Source organism: Marinobacter sp. 1-3A, from assembly GCF_016597775.1.
GTDB classification, from domain to species: Bacteria; Pseudomonadota; Gammaproteobacteria; order Pseudomonadales; family Oleiphilaceae; genus Marinobacter; species Marinobacter xiaoshiensis.
The window spans coordinates 19,599-43,606 of the sequence record NZ_VCGZ01000007.1; the positions used below are offsets into that span (position 1 = coordinate 19,599).

At 55.7% G+C, this 24,008-nt stretch carries 25 protein-coding genes; 14 read left to right on the forward strand and 11 right to left on the reverse strand.

The annotated features are described in order from the left end of the window. Nucleotides 1-44 precede the first annotated feature (44 nt). The 3 genes from FE848_RS12040 (at nt 45) to rmf (ending at nt 4,386) form a co-directional block, all read left to right on the forward strand. Nucleotides 45-2,402, forward strand: coding sequence for a Tex family protein (locus FE848_RS12040; protein WP_200203214.1), 2,358 nt, complete (start codon nt 45-47; stop codon nt 2,400-2,402). Nucleotides 2,403-2,470: 68 nt separating this feature from the next. Continuing rightward, nucleotides 2,471-4,024, forward strand: coding sequence for a glutamate--cysteine ligase (gene gshA / locus FE848_RS12045; protein WP_200203216.1), 1,554 nt, complete (start codon nt 2,471-2,473; stop codon nt 4,022-4,024). Between the two features lie 143 nt (nt 4,025-4,167). Then, nucleotides 4,168-4,386, forward strand: coding sequence for a ribosome modulation factor (gene rmf, locus FE848_RS12050; RefSeq protein WP_200203218.1), 219 nt, complete (start codon nt 4,168-4,170; stop codon nt 4,384-4,386). Between the two features lie 38 nt (nt 4,387-4,424). Here rmf and FE848_RS12055 read toward each other — a convergent pair whose 3' ends face one another. Next, the gene (locus FE848_RS12055) at nt 4,425-4,886 is read right to left on the reverse strand and encodes a flagellar basal body-associated FliL family protein (RefSeq protein ID WP_413785011.1); all 462 of its coding nucleotides are present in this window, start codon (nt 4,884-4,886) and stop codon (nt 4,425-4,427) included. Nucleotides 4,887-4,982: 96 nt separating this feature from the next. Between FE848_RS12055 and FE848_RS12060 the strand changes: the two genes are divergently transcribed. Together FE848_RS12060 and rsd are read left to right on the forward strand one after the other, a co-directional pair. Beyond that, the gene (locus FE848_RS12060; RefSeq protein ID WP_200203222.1) at nt 4,983-5,489 is read left to right on the forward strand and encodes a disulfide bond formation protein B; all 507 of its coding nucleotides are present in this window, start codon (nt 4,983-4,985) and stop codon (nt 5,487-5,489) included. Nucleotides 5,490-5,591: 102 nt separating this feature from the next. Further along, on the forward strand, nt 5,592-6,071 hold the full coding sequence (gene rsd, locus FE848_RS12065; protein WP_200203224.1) for a sigma D regulator: 480 nt from the start codon (nt 5,592-5,594) through the stop codon (nt 6,069-6,071). A gap of 98 nt (nt 6,072-6,169) precedes the next feature. Here the strand turns inward: rsd and FE848_RS12070 are convergent, their stop codons facing one another. From FE848_RS12070 to FE848_RS12080, 3 genes are all read right to left on the reverse strand, one after another. Then, nucleotides 6,170-6,904, reverse strand: a complete 735-nt coding sequence (locus FE848_RS12070; RefSeq protein WP_200203226.1) for an FKBP-type peptidyl-prolyl cis-trans isomerase — start codon at nt 6,902-6,904, stop codon at nt 6,170-6,172. A 160-nt stretch (nt 6,905-7,064) separates the two neighbouring features. Beyond that, the gene (locus FE848_RS12075) at nt 7,065-7,451 is read right to left on the reverse strand and encodes a DUF4124 domain-containing protein (RefSeq protein WP_200203228.1); all 387 of its coding nucleotides are present in this window, start codon (nt 7,449-7,451) and stop codon (nt 7,065-7,067) included. After that, nucleotides 7,445-8,005, reverse strand: a complete 561-nt coding sequence (locus FE848_RS12080) for a DUF2390 domain-containing protein (protein WP_227715320.1) — start codon at nt 8,003-8,005, stop codon at nt 7,445-7,447. Before FE848_RS12080 ends, FE848_RS12075 begins: the two co-directional genes overlap by 7 nt. Nucleotides 8,006-8,051: 46 nt before the next feature. On the opposite strand from FE848_RS12080, the gene FE848_RS12085 reads away from it, so the two are divergent. Next, nucleotides 8,052-10,028 carry an ATP-binding cassette domain-containing protein gene (locus FE848_RS12085; RefSeq protein ID WP_200203237.1) on the forward strand — a complete coding sequence of 659 codons (1,977 nt, stop codon included), beginning with the start codon at nt 8,052-8,054 and terminating at the stop codon, nt 10,026-10,028. Between the two features lie 22 nt (nt 10,029-10,050). On the opposite strand, the gene ppx is transcribed toward FE848_RS12085, so the two are convergent. Beyond that, on the reverse strand, nt 10,051-11,532 hold the full coding sequence (ppx, locus tag FE848_RS12090) for an exopolyphosphatase (RefSeq protein WP_227714996.1): 1,482 nt from the start codon (nt 11,530-11,532) through the stop codon (nt 10,051-10,053). 358 nt (nt 11,533-11,890) lie between these two features. On the opposite strand from ppx, the gene trxA reads away from it, so the two are divergent. Beyond that, the gene (trxA, locus tag FE848_RS12095) at nt 11,891-12,217 is read left to right on the forward strand and encodes a thioredoxin TrxA (protein ID WP_100639177.1); all 327 of its coding nucleotides are present in this window, start codon (nt 11,891-11,893) and stop codon (nt 12,215-12,217) included. 58 nt (nt 12,218-12,275) lie between these two features. On the opposite strand, the gene FE848_RS12100 is transcribed toward trxA, so the two are convergent. Next, nucleotides 12,276-13,400: a putative sulfate/molybdate transporter gene (locus FE848_RS12100; RefSeq protein ID WP_200203242.1), complete on the reverse strand. Its 1,125-nt coding sequence runs from the start codon at nt 13,398-13,400 to the stop codon at nt 12,276-12,278. Between the two features lie 35 nt (nt 13,401-13,435). Further along, nucleotides 13,436-14,320, reverse strand: coding sequence for a helix-turn-helix transcriptional regulator (locus FE848_RS12105; RefSeq protein WP_200203244.1), 885 nt, complete (start codon nt 14,318-14,320; stop codon nt 13,436-13,438). Between the two features lie 117 nt (nt 14,321-14,437). On the opposite strand from FE848_RS12105, the gene FE848_RS12110 reads away from it, so the two are divergent. The 7 genes from FE848_RS12110 to FE848_RS12140 all read left to right on the forward strand — a co-directional run bounded on the left by FE848_RS12110 (nt 14,438) and on the right by FE848_RS12140 (nt 20,007). After that, on the forward strand, nt 14,438-15,136 hold the full coding sequence (locus FE848_RS12110; RefSeq protein WP_200203246.1) for an ABC transporter permease: 699 nt from the start codon (nt 14,438-14,440) through the stop codon (nt 15,134-15,136). After that, the gene (locus FE848_RS12115) at nt 15,133-15,876 is read left to right on the forward strand and encodes an ATP-binding cassette domain-containing protein (protein ID WP_200203248.1); all 744 of its coding nucleotides are present in this window, start codon (nt 15,133-15,135) and stop codon (nt 15,874-15,876) included. Before FE848_RS12110 ends, FE848_RS12115 begins: the two co-directional genes overlap by 4 nt. A gap of 32 nt (nt 15,877-15,908) precedes the next feature. Next, nucleotides 15,909-16,715: a substrate-binding domain-containing protein gene (locus tag FE848_RS12120; RefSeq protein ID WP_200203250.1), complete on the forward strand. Its 807-nt coding sequence runs from the start codon at nt 15,909-15,911 to the stop codon at nt 16,713-16,715. Nucleotides 16,716-16,780: 65 nt separating this feature from the next. Then, a complete protein-coding gene (gene fdhD / locus FE848_RS12125) occupies nt 16,781-17,650 on the forward strand; it encodes a formate dehydrogenase accessory sulfurtransferase FdhD (RefSeq protein WP_200203252.1) in 870 nt (289 codons plus the stop codon). Next, nucleotides 17,643-18,230 carry a molybdenum cofactor guanylyltransferase MobA gene (gene mobA / locus FE848_RS12130; protein ID WP_200203256.1) on the forward strand — a complete coding sequence of 196 codons (588 nt, stop codon included), beginning with the start codon at nt 17,643-17,645 and terminating at the stop codon, nt 18,228-18,230. The genes fdhD and mobA overlap by 8 nt, the downstream gene beginning before the upstream one ends. Continuing rightward, on the forward strand, nt 18,227-18,763 hold the full coding sequence (gene mobB / locus FE848_RS12135) for a molybdopterin-guanine dinucleotide biosynthesis protein B (protein WP_200203259.1): 537 nt from the start codon (nt 18,227-18,229) through the stop codon (nt 18,761-18,763). Before mobA ends, mobB begins: the two co-directional genes overlap by 4 nt. Beyond that, nucleotides 18,760-20,007 carry a molybdopterin-binding protein gene (locus FE848_RS12140; protein WP_200203262.1) on the forward strand — a complete coding sequence of 416 codons (1,248 nt, stop codon included), beginning with the start codon at nt 18,760-18,762 and terminating at the stop codon, nt 20,005-20,007. Before mobB ends, FE848_RS12140 begins: the two co-directional genes overlap by 4 nt. Here FE848_RS12140 and FE848_RS12145 read toward each other — a convergent pair whose 3' ends face one another. Genes FE848_RS12145 through FE848_RS12160 form a run of 4 tightly spaced genes read right to left on the reverse strand, consistent with a single transcriptional unit; the run spans nt 20,008 to nt 23,925 of the window. Beyond that, nucleotides 20,008-20,484 carry a DUF6505 family protein gene (locus FE848_RS12145; protein ID WP_200203264.1) on the reverse strand — a complete coding sequence of 159 codons (477 nt, stop codon included), beginning with the start codon at nt 20,482-20,484 and terminating at the stop codon, nt 20,008-20,010. After that, nucleotides 20,481-21,185: a biotin/lipoate--protein ligase family protein gene (locus FE848_RS12150; RefSeq protein WP_200203266.1), complete on the reverse strand. Its 705-nt coding sequence runs from the start codon at nt 21,183-21,185 to the stop codon at nt 20,481-20,483. The genes FE848_RS12145 and FE848_RS12150 overlap by 4 nt, the downstream gene beginning before the upstream one ends. After that, nucleotides 21,182-22,030, reverse strand: coding sequence for an Mrp/NBP35 family ATP-binding protein (locus FE848_RS12155; RefSeq protein ID WP_200203268.1), 849 nt, complete (start codon nt 22,028-22,030; stop codon nt 21,182-21,184). Before FE848_RS12155 ends, FE848_RS12150 begins: the two co-directional genes overlap by 4 nt. Before the next feature lie 17 nt (nt 22,031-22,047). Beyond that, the gene (locus tag FE848_RS12160) at nt 22,048-23,925 is read right to left on the reverse strand and encodes a 4Fe-4S binding protein (protein WP_310965304.1); all 1,878 of its coding nucleotides are present in this window, start codon (nt 23,923-23,925) and stop codon (nt 22,048-22,050) included. Nucleotides 23,926-24,008 lie beyond the last annotated feature (83 nt).

Here is a 24,008-nt window from a genome sequence, read left to right on the forward strand (position 1 = left end):
GCTGTACCTTTGTTGCTTTATCAGAAACGCATCACAGAGGTTGCATGAACAGTATCTCCAGGCGCATAGCTGACGAACTCGGCGTACGCGAGCAACAGGTTAATGCCACCGTCGCCCTGCTGGACGAAGGTTCCACCGTTCCGTTTATTGCCCGCTACCGTAAAGAGGTGACGGGTTCTCTGGATGACAGCCAGTTGCGGTCGCTTGAAGAGCGCCTGCGCTATCTCCGGGAACTGGAGGACCGCCGCAGCACCATCCTCAAGAGCATTGAAGAACAGGGCAAGCTGACCGACGAACTGCGCAGCAGCATTGAAAGTGCGGATGCAAAGAACCGGCTGGAAGACCTGTACCTTCCTTACAAGCCAAAACGCCGTACCAAGGCTCAGATTGCCCGGGAGGCAGGCCTTGAGCCTCTGGCCGACGCCCTTTACGGCGATCCCACCCTTGAGCCGGAAGCAACCGCTGAAGGCTATATCAATGCTGATGCCGGTGTTGCAGACATCAAAGCCGCGCTCGATGGCGCCCGCTTTATCCTGATGGAGCGCTTCGCCGAAGATGCAGAACTTTTGGGTGAACTGCGTGACCTCATCTGGAATCAAGGCCAGTTAAAGGTCACCGTGATTGAGGGTAAGGAGAACGAAGGTGCCAAGTTCCGTGATTACTTCGATCATGTAGAGCCTTTGAAAAAGGTGCCTTCACACCGGGCGCTGGCCATACTTCGTGGTCGCAACGAAGGCGTTCTCACCTATAACCTGGTTGTAGGCGATGTGGAGGATGACCGTCGCCAGCCGCATCCAGCGGAGCAGCGGATTGCCGCGCGCTGGAATATCCGCGATAACGGCCGCGCTGCCGATAAATGGCTGTCAGACGTTGTGCGCTGGACCTGGCGGGTAAAGCTGTCCACACAAATCGAGACAGATCTCATGACCCAGGTACGTGAAGCGGCTGAAACCGAAGCCATCAACGTATTTGCTGCCAACCTGAAAGATTTGCTGTTGCTGGCGCCTGCTGGGCCCCGTCCGACCCTTGGCCTGGACCCCGGGTTACGCACCGGCGTTAAGGTCGCCATCATTGATGGTACTGGCCAGGTGGCAGGGCATGGGGCTATCTTCCCCCATGCGCCCAAGAACCAGTGGGACAGCTCCATTGAGAAACTCGCGGCCTGGTGTCGTGAATACAAAATTGAGTTGGTGGCCATCGGTAATGGCACAGCCTCCCGTGAAACCGAAAAGCTGGTGGCTGATCTCAGCAAGCGCTATCCGGAGCTCAAGCTGGCGCGAATAGTTGTAAGTGAGTCCGGTGCTTCTATTTATTCCGCTTCAGAGTTTGCCTCCAAAGAACTGCCTGACCTGGATGTGACCATCCGTGGTGCTGTTTCCATCGCCAGACGGTTGCAGGACCCACTGGCCGAGCTGGTAAAAATTGAACCCAAGTCCATTGGTGTTGGTCAGTATCAGCACGACGTATCCCAGGTTCAGCTTTCCCGTAGCCTGGATGCCGTTGTTGAAGATTGCGTTAACGGTGTTGGTGTTGATTTGAATACGGCCTCTACGCCTTTGTTGGCGCGAGTGTCAGGACTGAATCAGACCATTGCGCAGAACATCATCGAATACCGCAACCAGAACGGCATGTTCCGCAACCGCAAGCAGCTGCTGAAAGTACCCCGCCTTGGCGCACGCACGTTCGAGCAGGCCGCAGGCTTTCTGCGTATTGCCAGCGGTGAGAACCCGCTGGACCGCTCATCTGTGCACCCGGAAGCATACGGGGTGGTTGAGCGCATCGCGGCAAAGAACAATCGGAAAGTTGAGAATATTGTTGGGGATTCCGCGTTTCTGCGTGGTCTGAATCCCCAGGATTACGTAACAGATCAGTTCGGTGTGCCGACCATTCGGGATATTCTCTCCGAGCTTGAAAAGCCTGGTCGCGATCCGCGCCCCGAATTCCGTTCCGCAAGCTTTGAAGAAGGCGTGGAAACACTGGGTGATCTCGTGCCAGGCATGATTCTGGAAGGTTCTGTTACCAACGTGACCAATTTTGGGGCGTTTGTAGACATTGGCGTCCATCAGGACGGGCTGGTGCATATATCGGCACTTTCCCATACCTTTATCAAAGACCCCCGGGAAGTCGTCAAAGCCGGGGACATTGTCAAGGTCAAAGTGATGGAAGTGGATATCCCCCGTAAACGGATCGCCCTGTCCATGCGGATGGACGACCAGCCAGGTGAAAAGGCAGATTCGAAACGCTCGGCTTCGGGCAAGTCCGCTGATAATCGTGGCGGTCAGTCGGCAGGTCGTTCTGCGCCGCAGGGTCAGAATAAAAATGCAGGTTCGGGTGCCGGGCAGAGTGCCATGGGAGGCGCACTGGCCCAGGCATTTGCATCGGCTCGCAAAGACAAGCGTTAAGCCGTTTCAACTATTTTCAACAGCCGGCACCGCCCACAAGGCACAGCCGGTTGCAGCAGGAGTCAATCATGGCCGAATCCCGCCACTCTGTATTCCGCCAGTTCGCAGCCAGCGACTGGAACGGATTTCTGAAAGGGGTAGAGAAAGAAGGTTTGCGCGTTGACCGCAACGGTTTCATTGCACAAACACCACATCCGGAGGCCCTGGGCTCTGCGCTAACGCATCCGAGCATTACAACGGACTATTCCGAAGCCTTGCTGGAACTTATAACGCCTGTGTGCAGCAGCACGTCCGAGATGATGGAGTCTCTTCGCAATACCCATCGGTTCGTACAACAGAACCTGGGCGATGAGGTTTTTTGGCCGGCCAGCATGCCTTGCGAGCTAAATGGCGACGCCAGTATCCCTATTGCGGAATATGGCTCGTCCAATACCGGCCGGATGAAGCATGTATATCGTCAGGGGTTGGCAGTGCGGTACGGGCGCATGATGCAAAGCATCGCCGGCACCCACTACAACCTCTCGTTACCTGACAGCTTTATGGAAATCTGGCAGCGCGCGCTGGGTGACCAGCAAAGCATGAAAGACTTCAAGTCTGATCAGTATTTTTGGCTGATTCGCAATTTTCGCCGTAGAAGCTGGATGCTGATACTTTTGTTCGGTGCCTCGCCGGCCCTGGATGCGAGTTTTGTAGACGGAGTCCGTCATGACCTGACCCGGCTGGGTGAGCGGAGCTGGTTTGGCGAAAATGCCACCTCCCTGCGCATGAGCGATCTGGGATACCACAACAACGCCCAGTCGTCGTTGAATATCTGTTTCAACAAGCTCAGCACCTATACCCAGACATTGGATAGAGCCATTCACACCAATTGGCCGGCTTATGAGGCGATTGGTACTCAGCGTGATGGCGAGTTTATTCAAATCAACACCAGCATTTTGCAGATTGAGAATGAGTACTACAGTGCGGTGCGCCCCAAGCGTACTGCCCGAAGTGGAGAGAAGCCGATTCACGCGCTGGAATCCCGTGGTGTGGAATACATCGAGGTGCGCTGTCTGGATCTCGACCCATTCTCTCCAGTAGGGGTCAGTGAGGCTCAGGTCGACTTCCTTGATCTCTTCCTGCTGGACTGTCTGCTATCCGAGTCGCCGCGTATCGGTGATGAGGAGTGCATCATGTTGGATGACAACTACAAAGATGTTGTCGCTAAAGGGCGAGATCATGCGCTAACGCTTTGCCAGGCTGGCAAGCGTACGCCTATTGGTGATGCTGCAACGGCAATACTGGATGGCCTTGAGCCGTTGGCAGAAATACTGGACGGCTGGAGTGGCGGAGAGGTTTACCGCAAGGCTCTTTCAGCCCAGAGAGGTGTTCTGTCGGGTGATGGCCAGGTGCCGTCTGCCAGGGTTGTTGATGCGATGCAGGCGTCTGGGCTTGGCCACCGGGACTGGACAATGGAGATGGCGCTCAAACACCAGAATACACTTCGCAAGGAAGGCATGGACGCTGCTGTAAATGCTTCATTTATTGCCGCGGCCAAGGACTCGCTGGCGCAGCAACAACAGATTGAAGCGTCAGACACCGTGGCGTTCAGTGATTTTCTGGAGCAGTATCTGCGCTCCTGACCGGAATAGGCTATTGTTTTGAATCAGGCGGATTTTACAGAATTGTAAAATCCGCGGGCCTGCTTCACAGAAGGTGTGCAAATGTTTGTCACTTTCTGACGCTGGTGCTAAATTCATTAGCATTGGCTTAAGGGAGAATTGGCATGGCAAGGGATATAAAGCTCGGCTGGGATGTTGAGGCGCTGAACAAAGCCTATCGTCAGGGGTATATGGCAGCGTCCATGGGAATGGATAAAACCCGTTGCCCCTATCGTGGCGAAGTTGTTGTAGCCGCCTGGGAGTCTGGTTGGGAGGATGCCGGTGAGGTTATCCAGGAAGAAAACGCCAACGTGGATAGTGGCCTGTATTCCCGGATTGCCTGAAGCGCACTGGTCCCGTGCCAGTTCGCGCTTTACTTTTACTATTTCTGTACAACAAATTCCGTAAACAGCACGCCGGTAATAGCCTCACCGGTTTGCTGCTCTTCCAGTACCCCGTTTATTCTTGATTTAGCTTCTTCCCGTAGTGCCTGCTGGCCGTCCATGGTGGTCAGCTTATCCGTATCTGTCTGTTCGCCAAAAAGCATCACAAGCTCATGCCGAAGCCGTGGCATGTGCGCTTCTACTGCGGGTCGAGTTGTCTGCTGAGAGGCCCTGAGGCTTACCGCTGCCTTCAGATAGGTCAGCTTGCCACCCGGGCTGCCAACGTGGGTTACAAACGGTGGATCCATGGCAATATAATCGGTGATACCCGCTTTGTCTGTGGCGTCCCCTTCTCCATTGGCAGCTTCTTCAGCTGAGGCTGTAGAACATACTGAAAATAGTAGGAAGATACTGAGTAGAACGAATTTTGGCTGAGGTGTCATAGGCTTGCAGTTCGTTATGGTTTAGGGTTTAGTGACAAAATCAGCAGCGTTTCCGCCGGATAATCCGAGAATAGCAGGCCGGACAACGTATTTGTGTAAAACTGAGGAAACTTTGTGAAAGTAAGAGCAATCTTTGCACTCGTTTTTATTGTCTGCGCCGGGTTGTTGGGTGTGGCGTTTTATATGGAGCACGTAATGGGGCTTGAGCCCTGTCCTTTGTGTTGGCTCCAGCGCTTTGGCTTTATGGGTGTGGGTCTGGTGAGCTTGCTGGCGGCGTTACATGGCCCCGGAGAAGTGGGGGTGCGTGTATACGGCTTGCTGTTGGCAGTAACGGCAGGTGCCGGGTTGGGCGTGGCGGGTCGACAGTTGTGGCTGCAGAACTTGCCTGCTGATCAGGTGCCTGCCTGTGGTCCCTCTGTGGACTATATGCTTGAGGTGCTGCCGTTTATGGAAGTCTTGTCTACGGCTCTCAAAGGCACAGGAGACTGCGCCGCCGTGGTTTGGCGCTTCCTTGGTTTGAGCATTCCGGGATGGAGCGCTGTGTTTTTCGTCCTGTTGGTGATTATGGGTCTGACGATGCTCTTTCACCGGGGTCGCGTGAAAAACTGGCTGGTGGGCTGAAACGGTTGCGAGCGGCAGCCAGCATGGGGTAACTTGACGTGGACTTAACCAATATCAGCGCCGGGGCTGAATGTCAGGATTTCCAAGCGGAGAGCAGGTGTCATGTTGGAAAATTGCCGAAATGCCAGGGAGCGCTGGGGTGGTGTCAGCGAACTTATTGACCGCTGGCTCAAGGATCGTCAGGAGTTGCTGGTTCATTACTGCGAGTTGTCCGGAGAAAGCGACTTCTCGCAAACAGAAGCCCTGAAGCAAAAGTTTGTCCGCTTGTGTGAAGTATTGGTGGACTATGTTTCGACCGGTCACTTTGAAATATACGAGCAGCTCGTCAGGGAGGCCCGAGAGTTCAATGATGGAGGTCTGGAGTTGGCCGGCAAGGTATACCCCCGTATTGAGCAAACCACAGAAGTAGCGCTCAATTTTAACGATCAGCTGGGGGAGGGTGATTTATCCGAACAGGACATCGCTGCCCTTTTTGAGCAGCTTTCTCATCTGGGCGAAACGCTGGAAAGCCGGTTTGAAATGGAAGACTTCCTGATACAGCATCTCCACACGGTGCATGCAGACAAAGTAGCATCGGCCTGATTTGATCAGGTAATAGAAAGGGATAAAAAAAGCCTCAGTAGCGTTAGCGCTCTGAGGCTTTTTTGTGGCTTCAGCCCAGCTGAAGACGGCTTGCCATATTACTCGGAAGCAGAGTCTTCTTCGCTTTCATCCGGGTTAATGGCCAGTAGCTCCACATCGAACACCAAGGTCTCGTTGGGGCCGATTGCGCGGCTTCCGCCCGGGCCGTAAGCCAGGTCAGAAGGGATATACAGCTTGTAGCGGGCACCTTCGCTCATTAGCTGCAGGCCTTCGGTCCATCCGGGAATGACCTGGTTCAGACCAAAGGTCACAGGCTCGCCCCGCTCACGGGAACTATCAAAAACCTCACCAGAGAGCAGTTCGCCGGTGTAGTGCACTTGCACCATATCGGTTGCGCCTGGTTTTGTGCCATTGCCTTCTTCCAGAATTTCGTACTGAAGGCCGGATTCGGTTGTTTCGATGCCGTCGCGCTCAGCATTTTCGGCAAGGAAGGTATCGCCGGCTTCGCGGTTTTTCTGGGCCAGCTCTTCAATTTGCTTGCTCTGCTCTTCCTGCAGTGTCTGCTGGTACTCCATCAGCGCTTGCTGGATTTCTTCGCGGCTCATGCGCTTCGCTTCTTCATCGCCAGCGTGTCCATGCTGAATACCCTGGAGGAATTGATCCATTTGCAGGCTGGGCAGGTCATTGCCCATGCGCTCGCCCAGCACCAGGCCCATGCCGTAGCTGACTTTCTGGTCGGTGGATTCCAGCTGTGGGTCCGCCGGAGTTTCAGGAGGCGTTGAGCAGCCGGCAACCAAGCCGGTTATCGCCAATGCAAGCAGCGTCTTTTTCATTACATCATCCTTTTGGGTTGTGACAGTTTTGTGGCGCAGTGGGCAGCGGCCCAGCAGTTGTGCTTAATCAGGTGAGAAAAGGTAGCGGGTTCTGGGCGCAGATTCCACTGAACATATGTTAAGGCGCTACAGATTGTTCTTTGTTGGAGCCTGTAGGCCCTCAACTTTCATTGTTAACAGCGCCAGGAGGGCTCAGAGAGAAGGGCGCGCTGTAAGGAGATTGCCAGTCGGTCTCAGGATTGGAGATTCTCGAGGGTGATCTTTGCTTGTCTATTCTTTCAATGGCCAGCGTGTTCCAGGGACCCTGTTCCGGTGGTTGGTCGGCGTAATGCCAATTGCCATCGGTATCCTTCCACTTGAATACAATGTCGGGGCCTTCTGTTGGTATTGGAGAGGGAACCAGGCCTTCAAATGCAGGTATTCCTGACTGCGTTTCTTTGGCGACAGGCTCCGATGCTTGCTCTGCTTCATTCAGGCCAAAGAACATAAGCAGCATCAGCAGCCCAAGGGCAGGGAAAGCCAGCCGGACAAGCCATTTGATCAGCATGGCTGAGTATCTCCCGAGGCAAAGGCAGACATAATGTCGCCTAACGCGTTAATTAACTGCCTGGACTCCGGAATTACACCGGGAGCCGGTGCTGCAGCGGCAAGGTTGGACTGGATGAGCTCGTCACATACGTACATGTTGCGTTGTTCCGGTTTCGGGTCCGCAAAAGACCGCCAGGCTAAAGCCAGTTCGATGCGCTCAGCCTCCAATTCAAGGCTGGCAAGGTTTGTGCGCAGGATCTTGTAGGCTATCTGCGCCTTGGGTACCGACATGCGAATGGCTCGCAAGCTGCCGGTTACACGATCGCGCCACTCTGTTACCGTAGCCTCTTCGATACCGGTATATGCCCTGCCGTTGAGTGCAAGCCATCCCGCGCATAAAATTCGTGTTACGCTCCAGCCCTCATTTTGTAAGGCCAGACACGTTTCTTGCGCCAGCGAGTGCTGCCAGAATGCCAGCGCAAATCGCCAAAGCGGGTTGTCTGGCTCCAGGTCTGCCGGCAACTCCATGGTTTGTATAGATAAACCCTGGCTGGCTTGAAAACTGGCTGGCATGGGCAATGAACCGACTCTGACAATTTCACGTTGATTATATGACAGCATGTTAACGATAACCGATCTCAGTTTACAACGGGGTGGCGTCTGGTTGCTAGATTCTGTCGCTCTGACAGTGCAATCCGGCCAGCGCGTAGCAATTGTCGGGGCCAATGGTGCCGGTAAATCCAGTCTGTTTCAGTTATTACTGGGTCAGTTGTCACCCGAGCAGGGTAATGTGTCACTCCCTGGCGGTACCCGTATTGCCCACATGGCGCAGGAAGTTGAAGCGACAGGGCGAAGCGCCAGAGACTTTGTTCTTGATGGCGACATTGATCTGCGCCGGCTTGAACGAGAACTTGAGCAGGCTGAAGCCCGCGGCGACGACAATGCCGTTGCGCACATCCACGGCGAGCTGGATATACATGAAGCCTGGTCAGCAGCAAGACGCGCAGAAGCCCTTTTGCGGGGCCTGGGCTTTCAGAATGAAGACGCAGACCGACCTGTATCCGCGTTTTCTGGCGGTTGGCGCATTCGCCTGAACCTTGCACAGGCGCTGATGCGCCCCTCAGACCTTCTGTTGCTTGATGAGCCCACCAACCACCTGGACCTCGATGCCTGCCTCTGGCTCGAAAACTGGCTGCGCCGCTACGATGGCACCCTGTTGTTCATATCTCACGACCGGGACTTTATGGACCGGGTTGCCACCCACGTGGTGCATTTTGATCAGCGTAAGCTGGAGGTGTATACGGGTAATTACTCCGGGTTTGAGCTTCAGCGCAGCGAAAGGCTGGCGCAACAACAAGCAGGTTTTGAAAAGCAGCAAGCGAGAATTGCGGAGATACAGCGTTTCATTGATCGCTTTAAGGCCAAGGCCACCAAAGCCCGTCAGGCGCAAAGCCGGGTTAAATCGTTGGAGCGGATGGAGAAGATTGCCCCTGCGCATATCGATTCGCCGTTCAGTTTCGAATTTCCAATGGCAGACAAAGTATCTAACCCTCTGCTATCGATCAGGCACGGGCAGGCGGGGCACGGTGACACCACCATTCTCAGCAACATCAATCTGACTTTGTTGCCGGGCAGCCGCATAGGGCTTCTGGGACCAAACGGTGCCGGTAAGTCCACCTTGATGGATGCCTTGCTGGGGCAGGGTGAGCAGGGCGGTTCAAGCACCCTGATGTCGGGCGAGCGAACCTGCGGTGAGCATCTGGCGATAGGCTACTTTGCTCAGCACCAACTGGAATCCCTGGATCTTGATGCCAGCCCCTTTCTGCACTTGCAGCGCCTGTCCCCGAAAGCCTCTGAACAGAGCATTCGTAATTTTTTGGGTGGCTTCGATTTTCACGGAGATGAGGCGCTAAGCCCTATTCGCTCCTTCTCCGGTGGTGAAAAGGCCCGGGTGGCCCTGGCGGTTATTGCCTGGCAAAAGCCTAACCTGCTCTTGCTGGATGAGCCCACCAACCACCTTGATCTGGAAATGCGCCAGGCATTGACCATGGCCTTGCAGAACTTTGAGGGTGCCATCGTGGTGGTATCCCACGACAGGCACTTGCTGCGTAACACAGTTGATGAATTCTGGTTGGTGAATGATGGCCGCGTTGTGGAGTACCAGGGCGACCTTGAAGATTACGAAGGCTGGCTGGCAGATCGCCGAAAAGACGATACTGAAGCACCAAAGCGGCAGTCGGCCGGCACCATGAACCCTGGAGGTATTGCAGGGGCTGAGCCAGACGCTGCTGTGGGAGAAAGTGCCGACGACAGGAAAGCCCGCAAGCGTGCAGAAGCAGCCTTGCGGCAAAAACTGAGTCCATACCGCAAGCGCCAGACTGCACTGGAAAAGCAGATGGATTCCCTGAATGAGGTGCTGAGCAATCTTGAAGCGGAGCTTGCCGGTCCTGCAGTGTACAGTGATGCCTCGAAAGCCCGTTTGAAGGAGTTACTGGCCAAACAGTCAGATGCGAAAGGCAAACTCGAAGACACAGAAGCAGAATGGCTGGAGGTTAGTGAAACGGTCGAGGCTATGGAAGAGGAGCTGGGAGGGTAGCTGTACCTCTCCCAGCAACAGGTTAGCCGCCCGCCAGTTCGAGTACAAAGTTCTGCTTTGCGAGATATTCCTGTTCGTTCATCAGATCGGCATAGGTGAGCGGGCGCTCATCAAACCAGCATTCCGGGAACGTCAGCAGCAGGCCGTTTTCTCGTGGCTCCAGCGTGAAGGCGGGTGGCGGCTCCAGATTTCGTGAATGCTGGATCAGCACGGCCAACCGCACAAGAATACAGAGATGCCTGAGTCGCTCCAGATCACCGGGGTCGACCCCGTCAAAAATGGATGAGCTGAATTTGCGTCTATGGCCGCGCACCAGAATCGCCAGCTCCATTTGTGCCTGTTGTGTGAAGCCCGCCAGGTCAGAGTAGCGCAGCAGATAGGCACCATGTTTATGGTATTGGCTGTGGGAAATGGCCAGGCCAATTTCGTGCAGCCGGCAGGCCCAGCGCAGTGCCTCTTCATCGGCAGGGGTGTTCAGCCCCCAATGCTCGGCAATCTGCCCCCATGCAGCAACGGCCGTTGCCTCCACAGCAGCCCCGTGGCTCTGGTCAGCTTGATACCGCTCTTGCAGTGCTGAGATGCTGCGCTCCCGCACATCTTCATGCTTGATTCTACCGGCAATTCCGTACAACAGGCCTTCCCGAAGGGCACCGTCGGTATAGGTCATTTCCTGAATGTTAAGGGACTGGAACACACCCATGAGAATGGCAAAGCCGGCAGGGAAAATATTTTGTCGATCAGGCCGTAATCCCAATTCGCCGAGTTTTTCGACGCTGCCCATATCCACCAATCGCCGACGCAGCTCCTCCATGGCACTCCAGGTGACGGTGCCATCGGTGATTTTCAGGGTTGCCAGTACGTTGCAAATGGCTTTGATTGAGCCGGATGCACCGACAGAGCTTTCCCATCCCACTGAGCGAAAACGCCTGCGAATTCCCAGTAGTTCCTGCTCGGCATGGGTAATAGCATTATCCATTTGCTTGCGGGTAATTCGGCCGTCGGCAAAATACCGGTTCCGGAAGGATACGCAGCCCATGTGCAGGCTTTCCAGCTCCTGGGGCTCAAAGCGTTCGCCAATTATCAGCTCGGTACTGCCGCCACCTATGTCGACCACAAGGCGCCGCCCGGCGTCGTCAGAGAGTGTGTGCGAAACCCCCAGATAGATAAGGCGAGCTTCTTCCCGCCCCGCAATGATCTCCGCCGGATAGCCCAGAACCTCCTCTGCCCGTGCGATAAACTGATTGGCATTGCGTGCCACCCGGAGCGCATTTGTACCTACAATCTGAACTCCCTCAGGGGGCGTACCGTTAAGTCGTTGGGCAAAGCGCCGCAGGCAGTCGAGGCCGCGTTGCTGGGCTTCTTCCGTCAGATAGTTGTCGGCATCAAGGCCGTCGCCCAGCTGAACTTTCTCGCCCATTCTTTCCATGGTTCGGATTTCGCCCTGTACTAGCCGGGCCACAACCATATGGAAACTGTTTGAGCCCATATCAATGGACGCAAGCATGTCTGGTTGCGCGGCCAGGTTTTCGGCGGAAGAAGTGTCCGTCACGGTGATCAGGATCCTTTGGTAAGAACTTGCGCGTACTATAAGCGATAATTCCGGGATATGTCAGTCAATACACTGTTGCGCCACAAGCGGAAAGGTGATCAATTTGATTGAGGTCAGAAGATTAGGGATTCAAGCCTGTGGATCTACTGCTTCACATACGCGGGACCAATCGCGTAAAGTAGTCGATAAAGTGATGGGGATGAAAGGGTGTTTTTCGAACAACGGCACCCCTAAAAACAGTCAACTGCACGAGCATTCAGGTGCCGGTGTAACCGCCGAAAGCCTGTTGTAGTGCATGAATCAGGAAAATGAAATGAGCGGAAATATTGTAAACGTAACGGATGCATCTTTTGAGCAGGACGTACTTCAGTCTGACGTGCCCGTGCTGGTAGATTACTGGGCGGAGTGGTGCGGACCTTGCAAAATGATAGCGCCTGTACTCGAAGAAATTGCCGACGAATACGCTGGTAAGCTGAAAGTCTGCAAGCTCAACATCGACGAAAACGAGCAGACTCCGCCCAAGTTCAATATCCGTGGTATCCCGACCCTGATGTTGTTCAAAAACGGCAACGTCGACGCTACGAAAGTGGGCGCACTGTCCAAATCCCAGCTGGCGGCATTCCTGGACAGCAATCTCTGATTTGCATCCTGGTTGCCAAAAACCGCCCCGGAGCTATGTTCCTGGGCGGTTTTTTCGTCTAGGCAATCTTTCGCCTGCGCAGCAAGGCAGTCCGAACAGTTTCCGCAGCGACTCCGGCCAGAAGCCCGAAAAACGGGTCGGTCCATACGGTTATCACGGCTGTTATGGCGATAACCGGCCAGCAGGAGGGTTTCGCCGTCCACAGGCGCTTGGACAAGGCTAGTTCAGCGGCTGCCACGAACAACAAAGCCCCAAGACCTGCCATCGGAATCGCCGCAATCATTGCGAGGCCGCCTGGTATCAAGGCAATCAGGAGCAAACTTGTGCCCAGCAGTACCGGCGCCATGCCGGTTCGAGCGCCGAAGCGGTGGTGAGCTGCCACGCCGCCGGCTCCATGACACATGGGTAAAGCGCCGAAGGGGACCAGAAAGAGATTGGCCAGGCCGGTAGAGATGGATAGCCGGGCGGGCGTGACGCGATGGGATTGCTCACCGAAGTAATCCCCAACCACCAAAGCCGTCAGAACGATGGCGTTGGTTAACGTAAGGGCCAATTGCGGCAGGACCAGCGTTGAGAGCCCTTGCTGCCAATCTTTAAAGCCCGGTAGTTCCGGTAATGAAAAAGCAACCGAATCTGCCGCAGGAAAAATGAGTCCTTGGGCGCCCAGCAAAGTACCGAGCGCAACAGAACCAATTAACCCTATCAGCGCTGCAGGCCAATGTGGCAACAGCTTGAGAGTAGCACCCAGTAATGCCAGCGTGACGATGCCCAAGGGCAAGGATGTGGCCATCAGGCCGACGCTCATGTGGGCCAGCATCAGCCCCAGACCCAACTGAAGCCCGCTCAATACTGATCGAGGTATCAGGCGCGCGGCCCCGTTAATCCAGCCGGTCACACCGAGAATCAGCAATATGCCCCCTATGAGAACACCGCTGGCTACCAGGCTCTGGGGGCTCACCTGAGTGGTTAATAACAGCGCAGCAACTGCTTTCATAGGCTGCACAGGTACCGGCAGGCGGTAATACAGTCCCGTCGCGATATAGAAAATGGCAAAACCCAGCAGCACTGGAACCGGTGCCAGCCCCGCCACCCCAACAGCTCCGAGACCCAAGGGAATCAGAGTGCCAAGATCCCCCAAGGCTCCACTGGCGTTTTTCACCAGGTTTTTATGCACGGAAGGCATGATTAATCCGCCTGTATTGTTGTTATGGGCGCTGTTCAAGCGTTATAGACGACTTTCCCCAGTTCACTGATATCGTAACCACCGAGTGTTTCAGCGCGTTGTCTGAAGCGGGCACTGCGGGCAAACGCCAGCAAATGTTGGATCGCCGATTCAAAATAATGGCGTCGACGCATCGCCAGGTCAAAGTGCTCTTGTTGCAGGGGAATAAATGCCAATCCCTGGCGCCGCGCCGCTGCTTCTATCCCTATCCCGATATCTGCCTCGCCCTGACGAATAGCCAAGGCCAGATCGTCCTCACTGAGTGATGGGTGAGGGGCCCATGTAAGTTGGCGGGCATCGATGCGGTGTTGAGTCAGCAGGCTTTGCAGCAAGTGACTGACGCCCGCGTCTGGCTGTCGGTGCGCTACGCGTATGCCTGGGCGTGCTATATCCCCAAGCCGCTCGAGTCCATGTGGGTTATCGGCTGCCAGCAGGAGCCCTTGTTGGCGCTTTGCCCAGCGAATCAGCACCAGATCACGCATACCGCTCAAGCCCAAGGTGTCAGGATCGTTGTAATTCTGACTGTCAGCATGCCAGATGTGCATGCCCGCGAGCATTGCCCGCCCGTCAACCAGTCTTTGCACGCCATCGCCGCTGCCCTGGCATAACAAAGCCAGTTCTGCGTTGCTCTCCTTTAAAGCCCATTCCAGCAATGGATCCTGGCTACCGGCAAGAACGGGAGGGATGGGAGAGCTGACAGCATCGTCGCCCTCCAGATGGTTCATCAGCCATAAATCAATCCGCTGCCGTGGGAACAGAAGCTTCCCCGTTACACGCACACAGGGGATAACGCCCTGACTGACCAGGTCATAGACCTTGCGTTCTTTCAGGCGCAAGTACTCGGCAGCTTCAGCCGTGGTGAGGTAGGCGGGGAGGGGCATCTATCTCTCCTGCAGGATAAATACAGCGTAAGGCTGTTTTGGGCTGCATATTTTTCAATACGCTGTGCAAAGCGTATCCATAAGCGCCACGATGCTCAAGATCAAGGAGTCGCAGCTGTGGAAAATAATGCGTTTTACGTAGCACTATCGCTACTGTTAAATCTCGACGCTTCGCTCTTTCAGATCGTGGCGCTCTCACTTCAGATTTCACTTCTCGCAGTGCTGATTGCGGCAGTGCTGGGTTTCCCTTTGGGGGCTGCGGTGGCGATATGGCGTTTCCCCGGGCGCGGCGGAATGATTGTTGCCCTCAACGCACTGATGGGACTGCCACCGGTTGTGGCCGGGCTTATGGTGTACTTGCTGCTATCGCGCGCTGGCCCGCTTGGAGAGTGGGGGCTGCTGTTTACTCCAGGCGCTATGATATTTGCGCAGGTGGTGCTGGTATTACCTATTCTGGCAGCACTTTCCCGGCAGAAAGTGGAGGAGCTTCTGGGTGAATACAGGGAGCAGTTTGTTTCACTGGGCATGTCACACTCACGCATGATGCCCACTCTGTTGTGGGACGCACGTTTTGCGCTGCTAACCGTACTGCTTGCCGGCTTTGGCCGCGCCAGTGCCGAGGTGGGTGCTGTAATGATGGTGGGCGGCAATATTGATGGCGTTACTCGGGTAATGACCACCTCCATCGTCCTGGAAACCGGCAAGGGTAACCTGCCTCTTGCACTGGGTCTGGGCATTGTCCTGCTCACGCTGGTGATGCTGATCAATGCTGGCGCCTATCTGGTGGGTGAGTTGACCAGGAGGCGGGTAGGGTGACGGCCTTTCAGGTTCCACGTCTCGCGTCGTCCATCCTGTCTCCGTCACCGGAGCTCTGCTTTAAGGATGTCAGCTTCAGCCATGAGGACAAGGTGCTGTTGGGGCCTTGCTCATTTACCCTCAAAGGCGCCGGTCCCACTCTTGTGATGGGTCCTAATGGAGCGGGCAAAAGTCTTCTGTTGCGGCTGTCACATGGCCTGCTTCTGCCGACCCAGGGGCAGATTACATGGTCAGGTGAGATTCGGCCTCGTCAGGCGATGGTCTTTCAGCAACCTGTGCTTTTGCGTCGTTCGGCTGTTGCTAATCTGATTCACGCTTTGGCAGTTAATAACGTGCCCCGCAGAGAGCGCGTAAAGCTGGCGCACGATGCGCTTGAGCGTTTCGGCCTCACCGCCTGCTGTAATACGCCGGCTCGGGTACTTTCTGGCGGTGAGCAACAGCGCCTGACACTGGCGCGGGCCTGGGTACTTTCACCACAGGTGCTGTTTTTGGATGAACCCACCTCCGCGCTCGACCCGGCGGCGATTAAAGCCGTGGAGGCGGCCGTACATGAGTTTCATCAGCGAGGAACCCGCATTGTGATGACCACCCATGATCTGCATCAGGCAAAGCGACTCGCCGGGGACATCCTTTTTCTGTCGGGCGGGAAGGTGCGTGAGCACAGCCCGGCCGAAGCATTTTTTGAAAAACCCGTCTCGCGAGAGGCGCAGGCGTACATGGCAGGAGAACTGGTCGAATAATTCGGCCCTTCAATAAAAAAGGAGAAAACAAGATGAAGAAGACGTTAAATTTGTTGCTCGCGGGTGTAGCCAGCATGGGCCTCGCGTTTGCCGCTTGCGCTGAGGATTACATCACTCTGGCATCAACCACATCAACCGAGAATTCAGGGCTGTTCGCATCCATTTTGCCGAAGTTTGAAGACACCACTGGCATTCAGGTTCGCGTGGTTGCCGTGGGTACTGGTCAGGCTTTTGAAATTGCTCGTCGCGGTGATGCCGATAGCCTTCTGGTGCACGACACCGCAGGCGAAAAACGCTTTGTCGAGAATGGCTTTGCCACCGAGCGGGCCGATGTCATGTACAACGACTTCGTATTGATTGGCCCCGCCAATGATCCTGCCAATATCAGGCAGGCCCAGAGCGCAAAGGAGGCTTTTGCAGCGATCGCCAAGGCCGAGGCACCGTTTGCGTCACGCGGTGATGACAGCGGCACCAACCGTGCCGAGTTGAGGCACTGGAAAAACGCCGGCGTTGATCCTGACGGCGACTGGTACCGCGAACTGGGCAGTGGAATGGGGCCAACGCTCAATACTGCAGCTGCAATGGATGCTTATGTAATGTCGGATCGCGCTACATGGGTGGCTTTTGGTAACCGCCAGAACCTGACCCTGCTTTTCGAAGGTGATAAGGTGTTGTTCAATCAGTATGGCAGCTTGCTGATGTCTGAAGAGAAACATCCCCATCTCAAGCATGACCTTGCACAACAGTGGCATAACTGGCTGATCTCCGAAGACGGCCAGCAGGCGATTGCCGACTTCAAGGTGGACGGGCAGCAGCTGTTTTTCCCGAATGCCAAATAGGCTAATCTCTGGCATTATCCGAACACATTCCACTCGGGGCCGTCCATGAGGCGGCTTTAGCAAACATGACGATTGACCTCATACTTCCAGATCCTGAAGATCCTCGCCTGTCCCGTGCCGTTGAGGGTGTTGATGAAAACGGCCAGGGCAAATCAATCAGGGTAATAGAAGAGCGGCCCCTGACTATCTACCTGAATAGCCAGGAAATCGTCACGGCCATGACCATCGGCGATCACCCGGAGTATCTGGCGCTCGGCTTTTTGTTGAATCAGGGTATGCTGAAAAAGAGCGACCAGATCACCGGGATTGATTTCGACGAAGAACTTGAAGTTGTCGTGGTTCGTACGGCGGGCGTTACCGATGTCGAGGATAAGCTGGAAAAGAAAACCCGTACCTCGGGTTGCGCTGTGGGTACGGTTTTTGGTGACATGATGGCTGGGCTCGAGGGGCTGACACTGCCGGACACGCCAGTACACACCAGCACCTTTTACGATCTGTCCTACCAGATTAACCACACGCCCAGCCTGTACATGGAAACCGGCGCCATTCATGGCACGGCTTTGTGTCAGGGCCGCAAAGTCCTTGCCTACATGGAAGACGTGGGGCGCCACAATGCGGTCGACAAGATCGCAGGCTGGATGTACCTGAGCGGTGTCCCGGCAGCAGACAAAGTTCTCTACACCACCGGGCGCTTAACCTCTGAAATGGTGATCAAAACGGCGCTGATGGGCATCCCGACCCTGATCAGCCGGTCGGGCTTTACGGCCTGGGGTGTCGATATTGCACAGCAGGTCGGGTTGACGCTGATCGGGCGGATGCGAGGCAAGAAATTTACCTGCCTCAGTGGCCAGCATCGCTTGGTGTTTGACCAGGATTTGTCCCTGGTGCCGGACGAAGACAAAAAACAGCGTCGAAAAGGGGCAGTGCATGACTGAGTGCGCGGTTATTCTGGCAGGTGGCCAGGCAAATCGGATGGGCGGTGGCGACAAAGGTCGCCTGATGCTGGGCGACAAGTCATTAATTGACCGTGTCATTGAGCGAATTTCTCCGCAGGTTGAGGCTATTGTGCTGAATGCCAACGGGGATCTGAGCCGGTTCGACGACCTGAATTTACCTGTGGTGCCCGACTCTATCGGCGACTTTCCGGGGCCTTTGGCCGGAGTTCTCGCGGGAATGGATTGGGCAGCGGAGCAGGGCCATGAATGGCTGATCAGCGTTGCAGCTGATACTCCTTCGTTCCCCAGGAATCTGGCAGACCGGCTGGCCGCGTACGATACGCCTGTGGTGCTGGCTGCCACGCCAGACCCGGTGCGCGGTCGACTGCCCCAGCCGACCTTTGGCCGCTGGCGGGTCTCGTTGCGGGATGAATTGCGAGCAGCGCTGAACGACGGAGTGCGCAAGATCCGTCAGTGGACTCAAACCCAGGGCGAAACTCTGGTGGTTTTTAATGAAGGCGACTTTTTCAACATCAATACGCCAGAAGACCTGGCCTGGGCGGAGAAAAATCTCAAGTGAATGTTATCGGCATCGTGGGCTGGAAAAACTCCGGAAAAACCACTCTGGCCAGTGCATTAATTCGTGAGCTTTCCGGCAGAGGGTTAACCGTCAACTCGATCAAGCACGCCCATCACATGGTGGACGTGGATCAGCCTGGTACTGACAGCTACAAACACCGCGAAGCTGGCGCCCGGGAGGTCATCCTGGCCGGTGGTCAGCGTTTCGCCATCATGCACGAACTCCGGGGAGCCAAAGAGCCTACGCTGGATGTATTGCTGGCTCGCCTGGGGCCGTGTGACTGGGTAGTAGTAGAGGGTTTCAAAACACACACACACCCTAAAATCGAGGTTCATCGCCGGGAAAGTTCGGGCTCGCCTCTTTTTAGAGAAGATAAAAGCATTGTGGCTGTTGCTGCAGACTACCCGGCTGACTTTCAGGGACCCGTGCTCGACGTAAACGATGTAACCGCTATTGCAGACTTTGTTCTGAGCCGTGAAAAGCCACCGTCGGTATCCTCGGATACCAAACCATCGGATGCACAAAATCCATGAGTATGCTTCGTAACGACTGTTTTGCACTCCCCCCTGGAGTTAACTGGACGCCGGTCGAAGAGGCGCTGGAGCGGCTGCGGTCACGCTTGCACCCCGTAGTGGATGTGCAACGCTCAGTTCCGCTGGCAGAAATTAATGGACGTATTCTGGCAAGCGACGTTTATGCGCCGCGAGCTCACCCCCCAAGTGATAACTCTGCGGTTGATGGCTATGCCTTTGCCGGCCCGCTAACGGAGGTGCCCAGCATTCTGCCTCTCGTGGAAGGTCGCAGTGCCGCCGGAGAGCCTTATAAGGAGCGAGTGCCCGAGGGGTATGCTATACGGATTCTGACCGGCGCGGTCATTCCGGACGGTACGGATACGGTCGTCCTGGAGGAAGACAGCGAAATCACCGATGGCCGGTTGCACCTGAACGGCACCTTGAAAGCCGGTGCCAATGCCCGCAGAGCGGGTGAGGACATCAAGGTTCAGGACAAGATTCTCACTGCGGGAACCCGACTGAACCCAACCCATATTTCGGTGCTCGCAAGTGTGGGGGTCGAATCAGTTGATGTGTATAACCGGCTACGGGTTGGCGTGCTATCAACGGGTGATGAGGTAAAGCCGGTAGGCGCAGCGGTTACGGACTGGCAGATATACGACGCCAACCGCCCGATGCTGAGCGCTTTGATTACGCAGCTTGGTTATGAGTTGGTTGATCTTGGCCATGTGCTTGACCGCCCGGAAGAAGTGAAGGCCGCGTTGGTGCGGGGAGCGGAGGAGTGCGATCTGGTCCTGACCAGCGGGGGAGTGTCTGCCGGTGACGAAGACCGGGTTTCTGAAGCCCTGAAAGAGCACGGCGAAATCAGCAACTGGCGCATCGCTATCAAGCCCGGAAGACCGCTGGCACTTGCCATGTACCAAGGAACACCTGTGGTAGGCTTGCCGGGTAACCCTGTGGCTGCCTGGGTTTGTGCGCTGAGGTTTGGCGCACCGGCGATGGCTTTGCTGGCAGGGGCGGAGTGGTTTGAACCCCAGGGTTATCTTGTGCCGGCCAATTTTTCGAAGAACAAAAAACGAGGCCGCAGTGAGATGCTGCGGGCCCGGATTCGGGAAGGGCAGGTTGAGGTATTCGGATCTGAAGGCTCTGGTCGGGTAACCGGACTGGCTTGGTCTGAAGGCCTGGTAGAGCTGGATGAGGCCGCCATGCAAATTGAGCCGGGCACCCCTGTACGGTTTATTCCATACGGCAGCTTCGGGCTTTAATCAGTCAACGCTGCCATGGACCGCAAATGCCTCGAGTGAGGCATCTTGCGGTGCTCGGGAACGGTAGGTTTCCTCTACACCCAGCTCGGTCAGCGTGCGGCTGACCATCAGCAGAGTGTTGTCCTCGAAGTCCTCGCACATAGCTCGCATCTGATCGATCTCATCACAGGCCACAGTGTAGGCCGCGTCAAAATCCGGTGCTCCGTAGTGGTCAACAAATGTCTGGGCCAGGGCGGCCCGAATCTGCTCAAGCTCCGCGTCAGTAATATTACACACGCCAACAAAGCTGGCGCGACCGCCAGACTCAATGCTGTACCAGCCATTACTGAAGGCCTGGCGCGCTTTGCCCTTCAGTTCCGCTTCAGACCAGTTAGAGAACTCAAAGCCGCCGGAGATCGCCCATTCGCCGCTGGGTGCAGGTTTCTCAAATACGTTTTCGTCGGATATATCCAGCTGCAGGGTTCTGGCCAGTTTCATACGTGCTCCGCGAATTCAATCAAGCTCAATGTTTCGGTCATCACATCCTGACGCAACAGCATCCGGCCTTTTTCATCCAGGCCAACAAAGAGGCCCGGCCTTGGCCGCTCGACCGACTTGCCCAGCGTGTCGCAACGCGGCCGCCATTCCTTGTGCACGCGCTCAAAGCCACTGTCCATGAAATACGTCAACCATAAAAGCGTGTGCTTGGACCAGCTCTCCAGCAATGCCATGGGCGTCATATCAACGCAGCCTTCCTCGTAAAGACAGGTTTCGTCCGGATTATCTCCAGGCTCGTTAGCCTCCTGAATGAAAGGCACAGTGATGCCGATGACCAGCCAGTTTGGATGAGCCAAAGGGTCTGAAACATCCGCAGCGAATCGAATGCTGCCACAGAGGGCGCCATTGACCTTGATTCGGTCAGGCCATTGAAAATGCACCGGTACTTCAGGTGGTGCCAGAGCGCCAAGGCTCTCGGCAAGGCCTATCTGGGCAACGTAGACTGCTTGAACGGCCTCTTCCAGGGTCGTTTCCGGTGCCAGCACCAACGCCGCCCGCAAGGTGTCGGCTGCCTCAGAGTAAAATACCATGCCTGAATCAACACCTGCGATGGCCCGGCTGACCGCCTTGTTAAAGGGATCGATATGCCTGGGCACTACTTCTCCGGTGAGCAAAGGAGGGAACTGGGGTGATACAGTCATTGGATAGCCCGGGCGTATAATTCGGAGGCAACAATTTCATCCGCGATGCGCTGGAAACTCATCGCTTGAGGACTATTTGGCTTTGATACCACAATCGGAACGCCGCCGTCCGAACCGATTCGGATATCCAGATCCAATGGAATCTCGCCAAGGAAAGGCGCACCCAGTTTTTCAGCCTCTGCCCGCGCACCACCATGTCCGAATGGATGGTGCTCTTTATTGCACCCGTCACAGATGAAAGAGGCCATGTTTTCGATCAAGCCAAATAGCGGCACGTCCATTCGCTTGAACATATCAATGCCCTTGCGAGCGTCCATCAGTGCAATATCCTGGGGTGTTGATACGACAACCGCGCCGGCAACGAAAAACTTTTGGCTCAGAGTCATCTGAACATCGCCGGTACCCGGCGGCAGATCGACTAACAGCACATCGAGTCGCCCCCACTCTACCTGGTTCATCATCTGTTGCAGCGCACCCATCAACATGGGCCCCCGCCAGACTATGGCTTCATCCTCTGGTGCCATCAGTCCCAGGGACATCAGGGTAACCCCGTGATTTCTCAAAGGCAGAATGGTGCTCCCATCCGGGCTGGAAGGACGACCGGAAACACCCAGCATACGGGGTTGGCTGGGGCCGTATACGTCGGCGTCCAGAAGGCCAACCTTGAGACCTTTTGACGCCAGGGCAACGGCCAGATTGGACGAAACCGTGGACTTGCCAACACCACCCTTGCCTGAAGCAATGGCGATGATGCGATCAACGCCTCTGGGATTTTTGTCCTGAGGCCGGGGTGCGTCCGTTCCAATCAGATTCGGTTTTTTACCAACTTCGGTGTACTCGACCATGGTGTATCCCGTTGTTATCAACTGTCCAGATAGTCATCGCTGGTTCGGATTCGCGGCCGCTCACCGCCCGCCATGGGAGCGCTGTCTCCATGGAACTGAGCCTTGACCCGGCAGTCGTCACACATCTTGATGAGCTGGACATTGTCAGAGTTCTTGTACATCCAGTGCTGGTTTTCCAGCTTCTCGATGATTCGGTTGATGGTGCTTGCAACGCCAAATGGAGTGCCACATTTAATGCACTCGAAAGGATCTTCTCCGTGCAAAACCCGGGCGCTCAATGCTGCCTTGGACACATCCAGCCGGGGCTGCAGGGTAATAGCCGTTTCCGGGCAGGTGCTGTCGCAGATACCACACTGAACACAGGCGTTTTCCGTAAACTGAACCTCCGGGCGGCCCCCGTGATCGCCAAGTGCGCCGGTCGGGCACAGTGATACGCAGGCCAGACAGAGCGTGCACTTATCCGAATCAATTTCGATTGCTCCATAAGGTGCGCCCGCCGGGAGCGGAATCGGCTCTTCAATTTTGTCTGACATGGCTGCGACCGTCACTCGCGTGATGTCACGGCGACCGCCGACCAGCAATACAGGATCACTCACCCGCCCCGCATTGGCACCGGCATCACAAAGTTCAATTGCGGAGATAACCCGTGCCCGGCTTGGCGAGTTGTGAGTGCCCTGAAGCAGCGCCTGGGCCAGTTCGACTTCCGCAGCCACCATCCGCTCATCCAGTTCGTTGTCCGCCAGGATGAGCACCTCGGCATAGCCGGCGCCGAATGCCGCCATTATTTCAGCATGGCCAATCCGGTCTATATGCTCCAGCCCAATCGGCAGCAGGTCATCTGCCAGCCCGTCATCGTATCGCGCCAGGTTGGCAATGGCTTCTGTTCCAGCATCCAGGGAATGAAACACCAGTCGCGGAGATTCGCTGGTATGTTCCCGATAGACCTTTGCCATCACCTCCGCGACCTTGGTGATCGCCTCGAATGAGGTTTCGTTCATGGTAATTGCGGAAGTGGGGCAAACGGCAGCGCAGGCTCCGCAGCCGGCGCAAATATCCGAATCGATCTGGATATGGTCGCCTGCAGAAAAAATGGCTTCTGTGCAGCACACATCCAGGCAGCGTGTACAACCGGGTTTGCTGGCCCGGGAGTGGGCGCACAGGGATTCTTCCAATCTGAAATATACGGTCTTTTCGAATTCACCAACCCGTTCCCGGGCTGTCAGGGCTATGCGCTCCAGTTCGCCAGTCTTCTTAGGGTCAGCCCAGAAATAGCCGTTGCGTTTCTCATGACTCGGAAATGCCGGGGCACCGCCCCTCAGGTCGATAAATACATCGCATTCGCTGCGGGCGGTAGGCTTTGTTTGGCCATAACCCAATTCACCCCGCCCGGCCGGGTTCAGGGTTTGCAAGCGGGCAAACTCCAGTTTGAAATTGCCAAGTGCGCCGTAGGCGCTCGTCAGTTGACCCTTTGCAACATCGTAAGCCGCGGAGGGCAGTTGAATCGGACCGGCATCATTAACAATGCAGGTAACTCCCAGCTCGTCCTGAACCAGTTCGGCCATTCTGATGGCCTGCTCGGTGGGGCCGACAATGCAGCAGATGCCGTTGGACTCAATGGTTTTCGACGGTGCTATGGGCGACGGCAGTTGGGCAGCGGCAATCAGAGCGGCCTGCTTGGCATGCTGGCGCTCTGGCTTTGCATTGGAGGCGCTCCAGCCGGCTCTGTCCCTGATATCAATAGTATGGAAAGGCGCGGCATGATTATGTTCGGCGAACAGGTCTTCAGACAGGCGTTCGAACAGGGCTGACTGCTGGCTGCATGCAATGAGCACCTCATTGTCTGCACCGAGATGTTCAGCGGCGACGCCTAATTCTGTGCCACACAGTTGATCCACTGCAATCACCTGCGTCGCAGCGGCGGCCTTCTGAAGTGCCTTTGGATCAAAAGACTGTGTCTTGTCACAACTACATAAAAGTA